Genomic DNA, 15,977 nt, shown 5'->3' on the forward strand with positions numbered 1-15,977 from the left:
GATGCTGGTGTCGCTGTTTGTGGAAGGTCAACAAGGGCGATCTATGGATCTTGGGCAATCTGTCGCCATTGCCCAAGCGGCTGTAGTGGCAATCGACCGACGTGGAGACGAGTCCCAGCAGTTGCTGATGGTGCCGACCGTGCAGGTGGATGCGAATATGGGGTTTTTCGGCAAACTAACCTTGTTGCCTTCCGCCCTGAGTCCATGCAGGACCAAGACGGTCGCGAACTGCACGAGGTATTGCCGGCTGATCTGATGGGCGCTGGAGCCTGGTCAAGGCGCGCTATATCGGCAGCGATCGCGGCCTTAGAGCGCAAGCGTCCGTGACTGCTGCCGGTGAGTTGTATCGGGCAGCGATCAAGCGCTCCGGTCTGGCCCGCTAGCCCGTAATCTGGTCGGTGATGGATCGCGCCGCCAAGCGTGCGGGCATCAAGCCGATACCGACGGCGCTGGATTACAAGATCAAGGATCCGCGCCAGAGCATCAAGGAGTTCCGCGCTGGCGGTATGGATGATACCGCATGCTTCCGCAGTATCCTGATCACAGTGGAGCGCGATTTGCCCACGATTGTCGAACAAACGCGCCAATGCCTGGGATCGGTTGGCGATAGCGAGGCATTGCGTCGGCTGCCGCGCGAAGATCCGCAGGCAGCCTGCACGATTGCAATGGCTAGGTCTGGCGCAGCCCAAAAGCGCGGCATCGACGATCTGGAACGCCGCATGCGCCAGCGCTGGTTAAGCATCGCCACCACCACGCTGCAACGCAATCGCAGCATCTTCGCCGTCTTGCCGATCAGCCGGGTAACGGCGCCGGACGGGTATCTGGCGCGTGGGGCTATGAAGGGGTGGATGCACCTTGAGGACACGGCCATGAATCAGCCCGCTGCGGCCTTTTGGGAGCGAGCCACTGCGAGCAGAGCTGGGTCCGCTTGGCGTTCAGCGCAGTTGCCCTTTAGAGCGGTTAACAAAACGACTGCGCTCACCGCCAGGCGGGAGCGGCCGGTGCTCGGAATCGTCATGTACCACGCGTACACTCCGGTTCCTCCGCGCCGTGAGCACCCACCTGACGACTGCTCGCTACGTTTTGTTAGCCGCTCTCAGCCCGCAGCAGTGTTCAACGACGGCTTGCTGCCAAGCATCAGCTGCGGCCAGCGCTTGAGCACGGCGGCACGAATGCCGGCATGGTCGATGCCGGCCTCGGCCAGCAGATCTTCGCGGCTGGCGTGGTGCTGGAAGCTGTCGGGCAGGCCCAGGTGCAGCATCGGCAGGGTGATGCCCTGGGCATTGAGCAGTTCCGACACGCCCGAGCCGGCGCCACCGGCGATGACGTTGTCTTCGATGGTGACAAAGCCTTCGTGGGTCTTGGCTAGTTCCAGCAGCATCGCCTTGTCGAGCGGTTTGACGAAGCGCATGTTGACCACGGTCAGGCCCAGTTCGCGTCCCACCGCTTCTGCTGCTTCCACAGTCGCGCCGAAGCCGAGAAGAGCGATGCCTGCGCCGCTGTGGCGCAGCTGTGCCTTGCCGATCGGCAGGGTGGCAAGCGAAGTGTCGAGTGCAATACCGGGGCCGGTGCCGCGCGGGTAGCGCACCGCGGCCGGGCCTTCGTAACGCACGCCGGTGGTCAGCATCTGACGGCACTCGGCTTCGTCGGCCGGCGCCATCACCACCATATGCGGCACGCAGCGCAGGAAGCTCAGATCCAGATTGCCGGCGTGGGTGGCACCGTCCGGGCCCACCACGCCACCGCGATCGATCGCAAACAGCACGTCCAGCTGCTGCACCGCCACGTCGTGCACCAACTGGTCGTAGCCGCGCTGTAGGAAGGTGGAATAGATCGCCACCACCGGTTTGGCACCCTGGGTCGCCATGCCCGCCGCCAGCGTAACTGCGTGCTGCTCGGCGATCGCCACGTCGAAATAGCGCTGCGGGTATTCCTTGCTGAAACGCACCAGGCCCGAGCCTTCGCGCATCGCCGGGGTGATCACTAACAGCGTGGGCTCGGCTGCGGCCATGTCGCAGACCCAGTCGCTGAAGACATCGGTGTAGGTCGGCTTCCTGGCGCCGGCATTGGCCACCAGACCCGTGCTCGGATCGAACGGACCGACCGCGTGGTAGCCGATCTGATCTCCTTCGGCCAGTTCGTAACCCTTGCCCTTGGTGGTGATGACGTGCAGTAACTGCGGGCCCTTGAGTGTCTTCAAGGTCTTCAGTGCGCCGACCAGGCCGGGCAGGTCGTGTCCGTCGATCGGGCCGGTGTAGTGGAAGCCCATTTCTTCGAACAACGTGGACGGCACGAACATGCCTTTCCAGTGTTCTTCCCAACGCCGCACGAAGCGCGCCGTGGGATTGTTCTTCTTGTTGCCGAGGATCTTTTTGCCGCCCTCGCGGATGGCGTTGAGGGTGCGGCTGCCGCTGGCACGGCCGAGCATCTTGGTCAGCCCGCCGACCGCTTCGGAGATCGACATGCGGTTGTCGTTGAGGATCACCAGCAGGTTCGGCTCCGGGTCCATGCCGCCGGCGTGGTTGAGTGCTTCATAGACCATGCCGGCGGTCATGGCGCCATCGCCGATCACTGCCACTACTTTGCGATCGTCGCCGTTGCGCTGGGTGGCGATCGCCATGCCGAGCGCGGCCGAGATCGAGGTGGACGAATGGCCGACGCCAAAGGTGTCGTAGATGCTTTCTTCGCGCTTGGGGAACGGCGCAACGCCGTCCTTCTGCTTGACCGTGTGGATCTGGTCGCGCCGGCCGGTAAGGATCTTGTGCGGATAGGTCTGATGACCGACGTCCCACACCAGTTGATCGACCGGAGTCTGATACAGGTAATGCAGGGCGACAGTGAGTTCGATTACGCCCAGGCCGGCCGCGAAGTGCCCACCGCTCTTGCCCACCGACTCGATCAGGTAGGACCGCAGCTCTTCGGCGATCGCCGTGAGCTCGGCCTCATCGAAGCGACGCAGATCGTCGGGAGTCTGGATGCGGGACAGGCGCGGATAGCGGGTGGAGTCGATCATCATCGCGTCAATATTCTGAAGCCGCATTGTCCTCCCCATGCGAAGGCCCGGCAAGTAAATCGGTTCAGCTATCAGCGGGAAGTGATGGCGGCGCATACCGTCAACGCTCAGACGCGCAGCGATCGTATGCGCCTGCGGCAATCTGCCGCACCCAGGCGCGGTGCGGACTACGCGACGTCCGTGCGGATGTCCACATTATTGCTGGGTCGTTATCCGAATCCGAGCACCACGATGCGCTGGACGGACAACGCGTTGAATCGTTGCGCTCAAATCACGCATGTTTGTTTGCGGCGATCAGACCATCGCTTACAGCGATGGACAGGCCGGACAATGGATCAGCTGCCTTAAAGCGACAGCTTCGAGCGCTTAGGCAGCTGCGCCCGCAGAAAGGCCATTTGATCGGAGAGGATGTTGCGGTTGGACAGGATCAGATGCTCGATCCAGCTCGGTCGGTAGGGCACCGCCAGCAGCGGCATATGCGCCTGCTGCGGGGTGCGATTGGCCTTGCGCGAGTTGCACTGGAAGCAGGCGGTTACCACGTTTTCCCAGCTGTCGCGGCCGCCCTTGGACACCGGCATCACGTGATCGCGAGTCAGATGGGGGCGGCTGAAATGCTGGCCGCAATACATGCACAGCTGCAAGTCGCGCGCGAACAAGGCAGAGTTGCTGAGCGTCGGGGTCGGGTCCAGCGCACGCGAGCGGGCATGGCCGCGCGCGGCAATGATGGGGTGCAATTCCAGCGTGCTGCGCTCGCCGGTCAGGCGCGAGGTGCCGCCATGAATCTGCATGCAGGGCTCGCCCAGCGTCCACGACACCGCGTCGCGCGCATACAAACAGGCGGCATCTTGCCAGTTGATCCAGTCAAGTACGCGGCCATGCGCATCGAGCGAGAGCAGTCGCAGGGTAGAAAGCCGCTGGACCGCAGCGACAGCGCTGCCCGTGACCGGAGCGCAATTGCCTCCGAGGACGATCACATCACCTGTGTTCGTGTCTGTCTCCATCGGTAAAACAGCTTATACCTGATCGTTGACAATTTGTGTATCGCAGTTGGGTGGATCGGTTCGTCCATGTGCGCTTGTGTGTGCCGGTGATCTTGGCGGAGCGTGGTCGCGGTCAAGCGCTTGTCGCTGCGCCTGCATTTTACGCGGCGCTGCAGCAGACAAGGGCAGGCGTGCTCAGCCTTCGCCGAACAGCTCCGCCTCCAGCGTCATCAGCGGTGCGGCGCCGCTGCGGATGGTGGAGGCGTGAGTCAGCGTGCGCGGCAGGACGCGTGCGAAATAGAAGCGTGCGGTCTCGCGCTTGGAGCGCTTGAAATCTTCGCTGTGCGTGGAGGCGTCGGCAGCGGCCACGCTGCGCGCCCACCAGTACGCCAGCACCACGTAGCCGGAATAAAACAGATAGTCGTAGCTGGCAGCGCCGAGTTCGTCCGGGTTGCGGGCGGAGCGATCGAGCACCTCGCGGGTCAGCATTGCCCACTCGCTGCACTTGTCGCGCAGTGGCTTGATGAACTCCGCCAGCGCGGCATTGCCGTCCTGCGCATTGGCGAAGGTTTCGACATCGGCCAGGAACAACTTCAACCCGGCAGCTTGGCTGGCGGCGGTCTTGCGGCCGATCAGGTCCAGCGCCTGGATGCCGGTAGTGCCTTCGTAGATGGTGGTGATGCGCGCATCGCGGGCCAGCTGTTCCATGCCGTATTCGCGGATGTAGCCATGGCCGCCGAAGCACTGCAGCGCGTGGTAGGTATTCTCGATCGACCACTCGGTCTGGCAGGCCTTGGAAATCGGGGTGAGAAAGCTCACCAGCGTCTCGGCATCGGCACGTTCCCGCTCGCTTTGCCCGCGGTGGCTGACGTCGACCAAGCTGGCAGCGTGCAACGCTAGCAGCCGGCTACCTTCGGTCAGCGACTTGATGGTCAGCAGCATGCGGCGCACGTCCGGATGCACGATGATCGGGTCGGCCGGCTTATGGGGGAACTTGGCGCCGCTGAGCGCGCGCGATTGCAGACGCTCGCGGGTGTAACGCAGCGCGTTCTGGTAGGCGCGCTCCGACAGGCCGATGCCTTGCAGGCCCACGCCCAGGCGGGCGGTGTTCATCATGGTAAACATGGCCTGCAAGCCTTTGTGCGGTTGGCCGACCAGATAGCCCTGTGCGCCCTCGAAGTTCATCACGCAGGTCACCGAGCCCTTGATGCCCATCTTGTGCTCGATCGAGCCGCAGTACAGGGCATTGCGCCCGCCCACGGTGCCGTCACGGTCTACCTTGAACTTGGGGGTGACGAACAGCGAGATGCCCTTGGCGCCGGCCGGTGCATCCGGCAGCTTGGCGAGCACCAGATGTACAATGTTGTCGGTGAGGTCGTGCTCGCCGGCGGTGATGAAGATCTTGGTACCGGTGATGGCGTAGCTGCCGTCGGCACTGGGTTCGGCGCGGGTCTTGAGCAGGCCCAGATCGGTGCCGCAATGCGGCTCGGTCAGGCACATGGTGGCGGTCCAGCGGCCGTCGATCAGCGGCTTGAGGAAAATGTCCTTTTGCCAGTTCTGGCCGTGCTGGCGCAGCGCTTCCATCGCGCCGTGCGAGAGCAGCGGGAAATTACCCCAGGCCAGGTTGGCGGCGTTGATCATTTCGCTCAGCGGTACGCCCAGCGTGTGCGGCATGCCCTGACCACCGAACTGCGTCTGGGCGGTCAGCCCGTTCCAGCCGCCTTCGACAAACTGGTCGTAAGCCGTACGGAAGCCGGGTGGGGTGGTCACCGCATGGGTGCTCTTGTCGAACGCGCAGCCGATTTCATCGCCGATGCTGTTGAGCGGCGCCAGCACCTGTGAGGTGAAGCGGCCGGCCTCTTCGAGCACGGCGTCGATGATGTCGGCGCTGGCGTCGGTATAGCCGAGCCGTGCGAACAGGGCGTCGGCGCCGAGCACGTCGTGCAGGGCGAAGCGGAAATCGGTCAGTGGGGCGGTGTAGTTGCTCATGCGGGATCCTTAAGAAGCGGATGCGGGGAGGCATGCGCGTCAGCGCAGCACGCCGTTGAGGCCGGGGGCCGGGCTGAGCGTATTGCGTGACTCGACGCTGAAATCGCGCTGCTTTTTGTCCTGCGGGGTCGCCCACACCGTGCCCTTGAGCGTGTACGGCAGCGAGCGTCCGCCAGCGAGCACGTCGGCCACAGTGATGCGCCCCAATGAGGTTGGTTGCAGGTCGACGGTCACCACGTCGGCGGTTTCCGGCCCGATCGAAATGCCTACGGCCTGGTCGAGCTTGCCGGCCACCTGTTCGCCTGCGGAGATCTCCAGCGCCACACGCTCGAACTGCATCGGGATGCTGCTGTAGTTCTGCAGCCGCAGGTCGACCGACCACGCGCCATCGGGAAGTACGGTGAGCTGCTGGATGCTGGCCGCAGGTTCGGAGACCCGGCGCACCGCGCCACCGCAGGCGCTCAGCAGCAGGCTGCAGGCCAGCCAAACGAGAAGAAGGCGATAGGCACGACGCATGTACTCGGTTCCTTGGCGGGATGAGACGGCGTCAAGAATACTACGCAGTACGGTCGCTACCTTGCGGCTTGCGCGCGTCGCAGGTGGCTGGGCAGGCAGTGAGGTCAGAACAACGGTGCGGCCACGATCAGTGGCGACAGGTCGTAACCCATCTGCGTGGCCTGGGTCTTGAGTTGTTCGAACTGTGTGCGCTGCATGTGCGGCGAGCGCGACAAGATCCACAGGTACTCGCGATCCGGCTCGCCGATCACCGCCCATTGGTAATCCGGGTCGAGCGCGATTACCCAGTAGTCGGCCCACACCAACGGCAGCCAACTCAGCCATTCCGGGGCGAAGCGCACCTGCAATTGTCCAGGCTGGCCATCAACCGGGCGGGCCATGCCTTCGGCCTGGGTCAAGCCGCCATCGGCGGTGCGGCAGCGGTTGCGCACACCGATCAAGCCATCGTCGCGCAAGGTGTAGCTGGCGGTGATGTCGCTGCGGCACTTCTTCTGAAACGACACCGGTAGGTGTGCGATTTCGTGCCACTGCCCGGCGTAGCGTGAGATGTCCAGCTGCGGCACCGCACGCACCGGCTGTTGCGCGAACGTAGTCAGCGGCAGCAAAGCGACGAACGACAACAGCAGGCGGGGCAGGCGCATGACAATCTCCGATGGACGCGCGCAGGCTAGGCCATCCACCCCGCTGCGCGGCGTGAACCGGTGCAAGAAACCCGAGAGTGCCGACGCCGTCCTGCGCCAAAGTTCGTCACAACGCTTGCCCAAACTGCGCCTGCTCGCTATGATTCGCGTCCTCGCAACGCAGGCAGGCATGTTGCGATAGTGGCCGAGTAGCTCAGTTGGTAGAGCAGGGGATTGAAAATCCCCGTGTCGGCGGTTCGATTCCGTCCTCGGCCACCATTTCCAAGCCTTGATTCGCAGGCTTTCCGGTTATTATCAAGACCGGTTCGGTTTTTTAGTTTTGCTCGATTGCGCCAGACATGCTCCATTTCGTGTGGGCGGTTTTCTTGGGCATGTCCGTAGCTCAGTCTTGGTCGCGCAGGTACGCGTGGTTTCGCGGCTTGCGAGCGCGGCAGTGGTACAGCCTGCGAAACGAGGGCGGTTTTCCACGCGGTCTTCAAATGCGCGTAGCGATACTTGCGCACATGACGCATAAGACACTTCGACGCACATTGATCCACGGCTACTGCGGTGAATTCCGCGTAGAGACATTGGAAAGCCAAGCCTCCTGCGCGACCCTGTGGCTCTCGACCGCCTTCGTCTACCACCGCGATCGTGCGTCGCCCGTAGCCACGATCGAGGGCGCGGGGCAGGGCGAGTATCGCGGCGATGCACGCGAGCAAGCGCTGCGTGTCGGCTCCTGTCTGGCGGAGTTTCTGGACCCGAAGGAATACCGAAGTTGCCAGATCCAGAGCAGCTAACGAGGCGCTGCGAATGATCAGAAGGCGGATGCGTCGGTCACTCAGGAAAGCCCAGGATGATGCGTCATGCAGGAAGGCTCCGCACACCTGTCACCTCCGGCGCATGTTTCATACAGCGCCACAGCCTGGTGTCGTTATCGTCACGCAAAAAAGATCCTCGATTTCAAGTCATCTGGCTTCTTACGTGTGTGATCCGTTCTTGCTACATACGTGCGCGCCTTGCAGCGGCGTCGCGGGTCGAAACCACTGCACTGTGTCTTCCTGTCGCTTACAGAAGCGCCACGCAATGCAAATGCGTTTCCAACGATTTCAGCAGCTGCGCGCCTAGGGAAGGTCTGAACAACTCTCAACACCTAAAAATATCAGCATAGAGAGCGCCAGTAACGCGTAAATTGGGTATGTAAGACGAGATTTTGCGCTTATCTGGCGGCTTCAGCTGCCGCCGGACAGCATTATGCCTTGGCCGGCAATAACTGCCGGCGCACCATCCATAGATTGGATAGCGCAAACAGCGTCAGCACCTGCGCGGTATTCTTCGCTAGGCCGCGATAGCGGATCTTGACGTAACCAAACTGGCGTTTGATCACCCGAAATGGATGTTCCACCTTCGCCCGCAGGCTGGCCTTGGTGTGCTCCCAGCGCTGGGCCCACTGCAACTCGCGCGCGTTCTTGATCTGCTTGAGCTTGGACGGCTTCTCTGCAATCAGGTAGCGCAACTTGCGCTTGCGCGCCATCTCCGCGCGCTTGTCCAGCCCCGTGTAACCGCTATCCCCGCTGAGCGTGTCTTCCTTGCCATGCAGCAGCTTGTGCGCCTGCGTGATATCGGCAACGTTGGCCGCCGTGCATTCCACGTGGTGCACCAACCCGGACACATCGTCTACTCCAATGTGCGCTTTCATCCCGAAGTAATATTGCTTGCCTTTCTTGGTCTGGTGCATCTCAGGATCGCGCGCGTGGTCAGCGTTCTTGGTCGAACTGGGCGCAGCGATCAGGGTTGCATCGACGATCGTGCCCGAGCGCAGACTTTGACCCTTGCGCGCCAGATGCGCGTTGACCGCTTCCAGCATCCGCGCGGCCAGGCCATGGGTCTCCAGCAAACGACGAAAATTGAGAATCGTGGTCTCGTCAGGAACGTTGTCCAACCCACCGAGCTGGGCAAAACGCCGCAAGCTCGGGATCTCATGCAACGCTTCTTCCATCGCCGGATCGCTCAGCGCGTACCACTGTTGCAGTAGATGAATCCGCAACATCGTGGCCAGTGCGTACGGCTGCCGACCTGGCCGTCCCGACGCCGGATAGTGCGGTGCGATCAGCGCAAGCAACCGCTGCCACGGAACGACCTGCTCCATCTCGGCTAGGAAGATTTCCCGGCGGGTCTGCTTGCGCTTACCCAGGCCCTCGGCGTCACCAAACGTCAGTTGCATGGATCACTCCTCAACGTAGGTGTGTAGTGTCGCGCATCTGGGGGCGTTGTTCAGAGCTTCCCTAGATTTCGACAACGCTGACGCGACGGGTCTGACGCAACAACGATGCTTCGCGCAGCGTACGAAAATGATCCATCACCCGCACCCGCAGATTGACGCTCTTGCCGATATATAGCGGCAGCTCGCGGCCGTCTTCTTGGAAGAGATAGACACCGGGCGTGGTTGGCAATATCTTCAGCGCGCTGTGCAGGTACTCGTGATAGGCGTAGTTGACAGAACTGAGGCCGCGGCGGGTTCATTTAGAGCGGCTAACAAAACGTAGCGAGCAGTCGTCAGGTGGATGCGGACGGGCAGAGCAACCGCAGTGTACGAGTGGTAAATGCAAATTCCGAGCACCGGCCGCGCCCGCTTAGAGCGGCTAACAAAACGACTGCGCTCACCGCCAGGCGGGCGCGGCCGGTGCCCGGCATCTGCATTTACCACGTGCACTCTGCGGTTGCTCAGCCCCGTCCGCACCCACCTGACGACTGCTTGCTACGTTTTGTTAGCCGCTCTTAATGGCTGCGCAGTGGTTTTGTTAGCCACTCTTAGTACGTGCCACGAGTACATGCTACGGCTCGCCTTGAAATGCTGCCGCAGCGTATCGAGTTGTGTGAATATGTTTGCCTCGTGCAGCACAGACGCATGCACGCTTAATCGTGATCGGGCAATCGGGCTCGGAGCGAAATTTCTCATCGGGCGCGATCGTGCCGGGGTGGTGTCTGATGAGATGAAACGCCGTGCAGCCTGCATAAAAAATGCGCTTCCGGAAGAGTTGAAGCCCTTCCGAAAGCGCCGCATTACTTGAAGCGTTGCGTTAGTTAGCGGTTATTGCCGCCGCCGCTTGCTTGGCCGCCTTTCTTGCCGGCTTCGCGCGCTTCTTTCGACGTGAATTCATGCGCGTTGCCACTTTCATGCGCTGCCTTGCCGCCCTTTGCGGCGATTTCGCGCTGCTTTTCTTCGTCCATCGAAGCAAAACCGCGGTTACTGGTGCCACCTTTGTTGTCGTTCTGATTTGCCATTGGAATTTCTCGTTTTCGTTGGCTGGGGAGTGCGCCACTGGAGTAGGTGGTGCGAGGCCAGCATCGCCCCGAACGCATCAATCTGACGTAGGCGTTGCGACAATCACGCGTGAGCCGCCAAGCTGCTTGATGATTTGTTTTCACGACCGAAAAACGCGCCGGGGCGAACGAATGCCGCTGTCGCTCGACAGTATGTTGGCCACCGAGGTGCTTGCGATGAGGCACTGTACGTTGACGGCGCGACGTTGCGCGAATTTCATGGCCCAAACGGCGTATCGTGCGGCGAGCATTGGACCGACTACATCACCTTCCGCTACGACCGCCGCCGCACGTTTCTGTTCCACGCGTCTGTTCCACACGCGCATGCTCGAAAGCTGGGAAATGCATGCTCGAGATATCCCGACGGCGATGCGTATGAGTGAGCACAGGGATACAGCGATACAGCGGCCGATCCACACATGCCGATCGCGTTGTTTGCTTACGCGCCTGCGCCATGACGAGGCGGCAGCGCGATCAGTCGCTTGCCGGCTACCAGTTGTCCAGGTTGCGGCGATACACGAACAGACGTGGGGCCTTGGCCACTTGTGCCGATGCTTGAGGTTCGCCGGCGATCAATGAAAACCCGATATTCGCCAGCATGCGCGACAGCGCGTTGGCATTGCCACGGCCGGGATCGCTGATGACGATCTCGCACGAGGGTTTGGCGAGCTCGGGGATCAGCTTGGCCAGCATGGTGGCATGGCGGGTTTCGTAGAGCACGTCGCTGGCGATCATCATGTCGAACTGGCCCATATTGGGCGCGCCGGTGTCCCAGTCGAGACGGCGATACGGCACCGATTCCAGCCCGTTGAGTGCCGCGTTGTAGGCCAGAAACACTTCCGCCAACGGATGGTGGTCGCTGGCGACCACATCGGCGCCGCGTCTGCGCAACACCAGACTCGCAAGACCCAGGCCGCAGCCAAGCTCGAGGATGCGCTTGTCATCGATCGGTCGCGTGGCCATCGCTTCGGCCAACAACTGGCCGGCGGGCCAGACCTGGCCGAACAAGCTCCACTGCGCCGATGAGATGCCGGCCTCGGCGGCGCTCTCATCGGGGTCCGCGTATTGCTGCTTGTCCGCCAGCGCGCGGATGACGTAGGTCAGCTGCCCGAAGGTCAACTGGTGGATCTGGGTCTGGTAGCCCGGCATGGTGACATCGCATGGTCGCCAGACAGATGCGCTGGCGTGGAAAGAACGCGCGCAACGGCGCCAGAACGGCCGCAAGGTGCGCAAGAGCTGCTTGCTGCCCGCGCATGCTACGGCAAAACAGCGCGTACGCACGCCTGCGCGCGTCGGTGTGCAGCGTGGCGTTTAGCCGCTCTTAGGCAAGGCCAGGATGCAGGAACGTGAGGCGCAAGCTGATCAATAGCCGCACAGCTCTTTAGCGCTCTTAAAGCGGCTAATCCTACTATGTCATTAAATCCGCAGATGCGGAGGCATCACGTCAAGTAGTGCCGCTGCGATGTCCATGGCGATTGTCCAGCGCAGCGTCGCGATCGAGTCGCTCGCGTGGCGCTGGGCGCGCGATTGCCTTGCCGCGCGGTCGGTAATTCTCGGGTAAGGGAGATTCCGCGCATTCCGAGGGTTTTTTTTGATGCGCCCCGCGCAAGCGTTCAGCAACCAGGTACCCATAGGCAGCGATGCATAACCTCGCGTGATGATGGAAGCCCCGCCAGCCACGGCCTTCGTAGTGATCCAGGCCAAATTCCTGTTTCAGATCCTGATAATCGCGTTCAATCCGCCAGCGCGCCTTGACCGTCCTTACCAGATCCTTGCGCGGCGTGTTTGCCGGCAGGTTGGACAGAAAGTATCGGGTCGGCCTGTCTTGGCCTTTGGGCCATTCGATCAATAGCCATTCCTCCTGACGCAAGCGATCACCTTGTGCTGCGTGCTGCACGTACGCGTACGGCGGCGAAACGTCCCGACAACGGTGCGTTGCTGCCTTCCCGCCACGCGACTGTCCTGAAGGCGCGGCAGGGTAACGACAGCGCCAGCGCTTGCACCGACTGTGGCTGATGGTCGGCTGTACGACGATGGCGAACCGGAGGTCGGCCTTGGCCTTTCCACGCCGCCGGCGATTCGGGCCTTTGTCCGGGCGGCCAGACTTTCACGCTCGACACGATTCCCACCGCATAGTTCAGTTCCAGGCAAGCCAGCGCGTCACGCCAGGCCGTATTGCTGCCATAGGCTGCATCGGCCAATACCGTGCCGCGCGCCACTCCCGTGGCATGGGCTGCTTTCATCTGCGCCAGTGCGATCTGCGGTTTGGTCGCGAACTCAATCTCGTGGGGAATTCCCGCTTTTCCCCGGCGTGCTGCATCGCTGGCCCAGTCTTCAGGCAGATACAGCCTGAAAGCGATCGGAATGCTCGCTGCCGGCGTCGCCAACGATACGCTCACGGCCACCTGGCAATTGTCCTGCTTGCCGATCTCGCCGCAGTCCTGTCGGGCCACACCGACCGAATGCCTGCCCTTCTTGCGAAAACCCGTGTCGTCCACGATCCAGTACACCTCGTCTTTCAAATCCAGCAGCGACGAAACGTACTGACGAACCCGCTCCAACATGGCCGCATCGGACCACTCTGATTTGGCCACGAAGTGGTGCAAGGCTTGATGGCGAGCCCTGGTTCGAAGCGGATCCAGATGAGCAGCCAGGGGCTCAACACTCTTGCGCTCCAAAGGCAGCATCAACGCACTGCAATCGCCTCGCAGGCCCGCAGTGCGGTCAGCATGACCGAGCGCGGCGGAGAGTTCATCGAGATAAGCGGAGAAACGCGCTTTGTTGCTGACTGCGGCCATCACGATCCCGCCGTGGGAGAGACTGCCTGCAGGATAACCTATTTATGACACAGTAGGACTAGGCGGTGAGCGTAACGTCGGCAAGGCCGGACGCGGATCGGAGAACAAACAAACGTTCCTGATTGCGGTGCAGACCGATGCCATATTCACCGCGCCGAGTTATGTGGTGATCGAGCCGGTGCGCGGAATCGGCATGTACCACGCGTACATTCCGGTTCCTGCGCGCCGTCCGCACCCACCTGACGACTGCTCGCTACGTTTTGTTAGCCGCTCTAAGGACTGGACTGCGCGTCGCCTGATTCCCGAATGCGAGGTCTATACCGACGGGCTGGCCTGCTTCCGTCGCCTGGAAGATGCCGGCCACGCGCACACCACGCTGGACACCGGTGGCGGACGTGCCGCGACCGAAACGGCTGGCGCCCCCTGGGTCAACGTGGTGCTCGGCAACCTCAAACGCGCCATCAGCGGCGTGTATCACGCGATTGCGCAAGGCAAATACGCAAGGCGTTATCTGGCCGAAGCCGCCCACCGCTTCGATCGAAGATTCCAATTGCGCGAGCTGCTGCCACGACTTGCTACTGTCATGAAGCAACGCAAACCTTGTCCGGAGCCGGTTCTGCCTGCGGCGAGCAATTTCCACAATTGAGAGTCAGGGCCAAGCAGAACGATGTAGTGATGAAGGCGGCTGGCGCCCAAACACAAAGACCGGCGCATGCGCCGGTCTTTGTCTGCATCACTGCCAAATCACCGGCACTCTCAGGCCGACAGTTCCAGCAACAACTTATTCAACCGCCTTACATACCCAGCCGGGTCCTTAAGACTATCGCCCGCCGCCAAAGCAGCCTGATCGAACAACACCCGGCTCAAATCGCCGAAGCGGTCCATGTCGGCTTCGGCGTCGAGTTTTTCGATCAGTGGGTGGGCCGGGTTGAATTCGAACACCGGCTTGCTTTCCGGTACGGCCTGGCCGCTGGCTTCCAATAGCTGACGCATCTGCAGGCCCAGGTCGCCCTGGCCGATGGCGAGAATGGCCGGGGAGTCGGTCAGGCGGTGCGAGACGCGCACTTCCGCCACGTCGTCGCCGAGGGCGGCCTTGATGCGCGAGGCCAAGCCTTCCTTGGACTTGGCGACTTCTTCCTGCGCCTTCTTGTCTTCTTCCGAATCCAGATTGCCCAGATCCAGATCGCCGCGTGCCACGTCCACGAACGACTTGCCGTCGAACTCGGTGAGGTAGCTCATCAACCATTCGTCGATGCGGTCTGTGAGCAGCAGCACTTCGATGCCTTTCTTGCGGAACACTTCCAGATGCGGGCTGTCCTTGATCTGCGCGTAGCTTTCGCCGGTGAGGTAATACAGCTTGTCCTGACCTTCGGCCAGACGGCTGACGTAATCGGCCAGACCAACGCTCTGCGCGCCGGTGGTGTCGTGCGTGGAGGAGAATCGAAGCAGGCCGGCGATCTTTTCGCGGTTGGCATAATCTTCGGCCGGGCCTTCCTTCAACGCTTGGCCGAAGTTGCGCCAGAACGTCGCATAGTCGTCCGGCTTGTCCTTGGCCAGCTTTTCCAGCATGTCCAACGAGCGCTTGGTCAGTGCGGACTTCATCGAATCCACCACCGGGCCGGATTGCAGGATCTCGCGCGAGACGTTGAGCGACAGGTCGGACGAATCCACCACGCCCTTGATGAAGCGCAGGTACAGCGGCAGGAACTGCTCGGCCTGATCCATGATGAAAACGCGCTGCACATACAGCTTCAGGCCCTTGGCCGAATCGCGGTGATACAGGTCGAATGGGGCCCGGCCGGGGACGAACAGCAGCGAGGTGTATTCCAGCTTGCCTTCGACCTTGTTGTGGCTCCATGCCAGCGGGTTGCCCGCGTCATGGGCCACGTGCTTGTAGAACTCCTGATACTCCTCGTTCTTGATCTCGGACTTGGGCCGCGTCCACAGCGCGCTGGCGCGGTTGACTGCTTCCCATTCCGGCTCGGCCGGCGGGTCGGCCTGTTCCCCGTAATGCTCTTTGCGCATTTCGATCGGCAGGCCGATGTGGTCGGAGTATTTCTTTAGGATGCCGCGCAGCGTCCAGCCATCGGCGAAGCTGTCTTCGCCTTCCTTCAGATGCAGCACGATGCGGGTGCCGCGCTCGGGCTTGTCGACGCTGGCAACTTCGAATTCGCCTTCGCCACGCGAGGACCAATGCACGCCTTCCTCGGCGGGCAGGCCGGCACGACGCGAATACACGTCCACTTGGTCGGCCACGATGAAGGCGCTATAGAAGCCCACGCCGAACTGGCCGATCAGGTTGGCGTCCTTCTTTTGATCGCCGCTCAGGTGCTTGAGGAAGTCGGCGGTGCCGGACTTGGCGATGGTGCCCAGATGCGACACCGCATCTTCGCGGCTCATGCCGATGCCGTTATCGTCGATGGTGATGGTGCGCGCGTCCTTGTCGTAGTCCACGCGGATGCGTAGATCGCTGCCGCCTTCCAGCAGCTCGGGCTTGACCAATGCTTCGAAACGTAGTTTGTCGGCGGCGTCGGCGGCATTGGAAACCAGCTCGCGCAGGAAGATTTCCTTGTTCGAGTACAACGAATGAATCATCAGCTGCAGAAGCTGCTTGACCTCGGTCTGGAAGCCAAGCGTCTGCTTGTCGGTGTCAACGGTCATGGTGGTGGTGCTCCGTGGTGGCCCAGGCCGCAGCGCGGCCGATGGCCAGGGGGATGAGGCCGCATGCGGATTTTTC

The 15,977-nt window shown here is 61.9% G+C and carries 10 protein-coding genes, 1 tRNA gene, 4 other RNA genes and 5 pseudogenes; 8 read left to right on the forward strand and 12 right to left on the reverse strand.

Features of this window, described 5'->3' with window-relative positions; genetic code table 11:
- Positions 1 to 17 precede the first annotated feature (17 nt).
- Both J5I97_RS06315 and J5I97_RS06320 read left to right on the forward strand, forming a co-directional pair.
- Positions 18 to 830, forward strand: a pseudogene (locus tag J5I97_RS06315) (TraB/GumN family protein); the annotation flags it as partial.
- A 186-nt stretch (positions 831 to 1,016) separates the two neighbouring features.
- A non-coding RNA gene (locus tag J5I97_RS06320) (sX9 sRNA) lies at positions 1,017 to 1,092 on the forward strand.
- 4 nt (positions 1,093 to 1,096) lie between these two features.
- On the opposite strand, the gene dxs is transcribed toward J5I97_RS06320, so the two are convergent.
- The 5 genes from dxs to J5I97_RS06345 all read right to left on the reverse strand — a co-directional run bounded on the left by dxs (position 1,097) and on the right by J5I97_RS06345 (position 7,139).
- The gene (gene dxs, locus J5I97_RS06325) at positions 1,097 to 3,013 is read right to left on the reverse strand and encodes a 1-deoxy-D-xylulose-5-phosphate synthase (RefSeq protein WP_208591582.1); all 1,917 of its coding nucleotides are present in this window, start codon (positions 3,011 to 3,013) and stop codon (positions 1,097 to 1,099) included.
- A 344-nt stretch (positions 3,014 to 3,357) separates the two neighbouring features.
- The gene (locus tag J5I97_RS06330; protein WP_208590229.1) at positions 3,358 to 4,014 is read right to left on the reverse strand and encodes an HNH endonuclease; all 657 of its coding nucleotides are present in this window, start codon (positions 4,012 to 4,014) and stop codon (positions 3,358 to 3,360) included.
- Positions 4,015 to 4,188: 174 nt separating this feature from the next.
- On the reverse strand, positions 4,189 to 5,982 hold the full coding sequence (locus tag J5I97_RS06335) for an acyl-CoA dehydrogenase C-terminal domain-containing protein (RefSeq protein ID WP_208590236.1): 1,794 nt from the start codon (positions 5,980 to 5,982) through the stop codon (positions 4,189 to 4,191).
- A 39-nt stretch (positions 5,983 to 6,021) separates the two neighbouring features.
- Positions 6,022 to 6,498, reverse strand: a complete 477-nt coding sequence (locus tag J5I97_RS06340) for an LEA type 2 family protein (protein WP_208590238.1) — start codon at positions 6,496 to 6,498, stop codon at positions 6,022 to 6,024.
- Positions 6,499 to 6,602: 104 nt separating this feature from the next.
- On the reverse strand, positions 6,603 to 7,139 hold the full coding sequence (locus J5I97_RS06345; RefSeq protein ID WP_208590240.1) for a lipocalin family protein: 537 nt from the start codon (positions 7,137 to 7,139) through the stop codon (positions 6,603 to 6,605).
- Positions 7,140 to 7,321: 182 nt separating this feature from the next.
- Between J5I97_RS06345 and J5I97_RS06350 the strand changes: the two genes are divergently transcribed.
- Both J5I97_RS06350 and J5I97_RS06355 read left to right on the forward strand, forming a co-directional pair.
- A tRNA-Phe gene (locus tag J5I97_RS06350) sits at positions 7,322 to 7,397 on the forward strand.
- Positions 7,398 to 7,642: 245 nt separating this feature from the next.
- On the forward strand, positions 7,643 to 7,918 hold the full coding sequence (locus tag J5I97_RS06355) for a hypothetical protein (RefSeq protein ID WP_208590242.1): 276 nt from the start codon (positions 7,643 to 7,645) through the stop codon (positions 7,916 to 7,918).
- 452 nt (positions 7,919 to 8,370) lie between these two features.
- Here the strand turns inward: J5I97_RS06355 and J5I97_RS06360 are convergent, their stop codons facing one another.
- From J5I97_RS06360 to J5I97_RS06370, 3 genes and pseudogenes are all read right to left on the reverse strand, one after another.
- Positions 8,371 to 9,342 (reverse strand): IS5 family transposase, encoded by a 972-nt coding sequence (locus J5I97_RS06360; protein WP_208590244.1) that lies wholly within the window; start codon positions 9,340 to 9,342, stop codon positions 8,371 to 8,373.
- Between the two features lie 64 nt (positions 9,343 to 9,406).
- Positions 9,407 to 9,574, reverse strand: a pseudogene (locus tag J5I97_RS06365) (endonuclease); the annotation flags it as partial.
- Between the two features lie 74 nt (positions 9,575 to 9,648).
- Positions 9,649 to 9,723: non-coding RNA, sX9 sRNA (locus tag J5I97_RS06370), on the reverse strand.
- A gap of 93 nt (positions 9,724 to 9,816) precedes the next feature.
- Here J5I97_RS06370 and J5I97_RS06375 point away from each other — a divergent pair.
- A non-coding RNA gene (locus J5I97_RS06375) (sX9 sRNA) lies at positions 9,817 to 9,892 on the forward strand.
- A gap of 310 nt (positions 9,893 to 10,202) precedes the next feature.
- Here the strand turns inward: J5I97_RS06375 and J5I97_RS06380 are convergent.
- From J5I97_RS06380 to J5I97_RS06390, 3 genes and pseudogenes are all read right to left on the reverse strand, one after another.
- On the reverse strand, positions 10,203 to 10,403 hold the full coding sequence (locus tag J5I97_RS06380; RefSeq protein ID WP_208591583.1) for a KGG domain-containing protein: 201 nt from the start codon (positions 10,401 to 10,403) through the stop codon (positions 10,203 to 10,205).
- 528 nt (positions 10,404 to 10,931) lie between these two features.
- On the reverse strand, positions 10,932 to 11,591 hold the full coding sequence (locus J5I97_RS06385) for a class I SAM-dependent methyltransferase (protein ID WP_208590246.1): 660 nt from the start codon (positions 11,589 to 11,591) through the stop codon (positions 10,932 to 10,934).
- A 295-nt stretch (positions 11,592 to 11,886) separates the two neighbouring features.
- Positions 11,887 to 13,240, reverse strand: a pseudogene (locus J5I97_RS06390) (IS701 family transposase).
- Between the two features lie 46 nt (positions 13,241 to 13,286).
- On the opposite strand from J5I97_RS06390, the pseudogene J5I97_RS20510 reads away from it, so the two are divergent.
- From J5I97_RS20510 to J5I97_RS06400, 3 genes and pseudogenes are all read left to right on the forward strand, one after another.
- Positions 13,287 to 13,428 (forward strand): annotated as a pseudogene (locus tag J5I97_RS20510) (IS1595 family transposase); the annotation flags it as partial.
- Between the two features lie 5 nt (positions 13,429 to 13,433).
- Positions 13,434 to 13,509: non-coding RNA, sX9 sRNA (locus tag J5I97_RS06395), on the forward strand.
- 8 nt (positions 13,510 to 13,517) lie between these two features.
- A pseudogene (locus J5I97_RS06400) lies at positions 13,518 to 13,886 on the forward strand (transposase); the annotation flags it as partial.
- A gap of 110 nt (positions 13,887 to 13,996) precedes the next feature.
- Here J5I97_RS06400 and htpG read toward each other — a convergent pair.
- Positions 13,997 to 15,901: a molecular chaperone HtpG gene (gene htpG, locus J5I97_RS06405; RefSeq protein WP_208590248.1), complete on the reverse strand. Its 1,905-nt coding sequence runs from the start codon at positions 15,899 to 15,901 to the stop codon at positions 13,997 to 13,999.
- Positions 15,902 to 15,977 lie beyond the last annotated feature (76 nt).

Origin of the sequence: Xanthomonas fragariae (genome assembly GCF_017603965.1) — a bacterium.
GTDB classification, from domain to species: domain Bacteria; phylum Pseudomonadota; class Gammaproteobacteria; order Xanthomonadales; family Xanthomonadaceae; genus Xanthomonas; species Xanthomonas fragariae_A.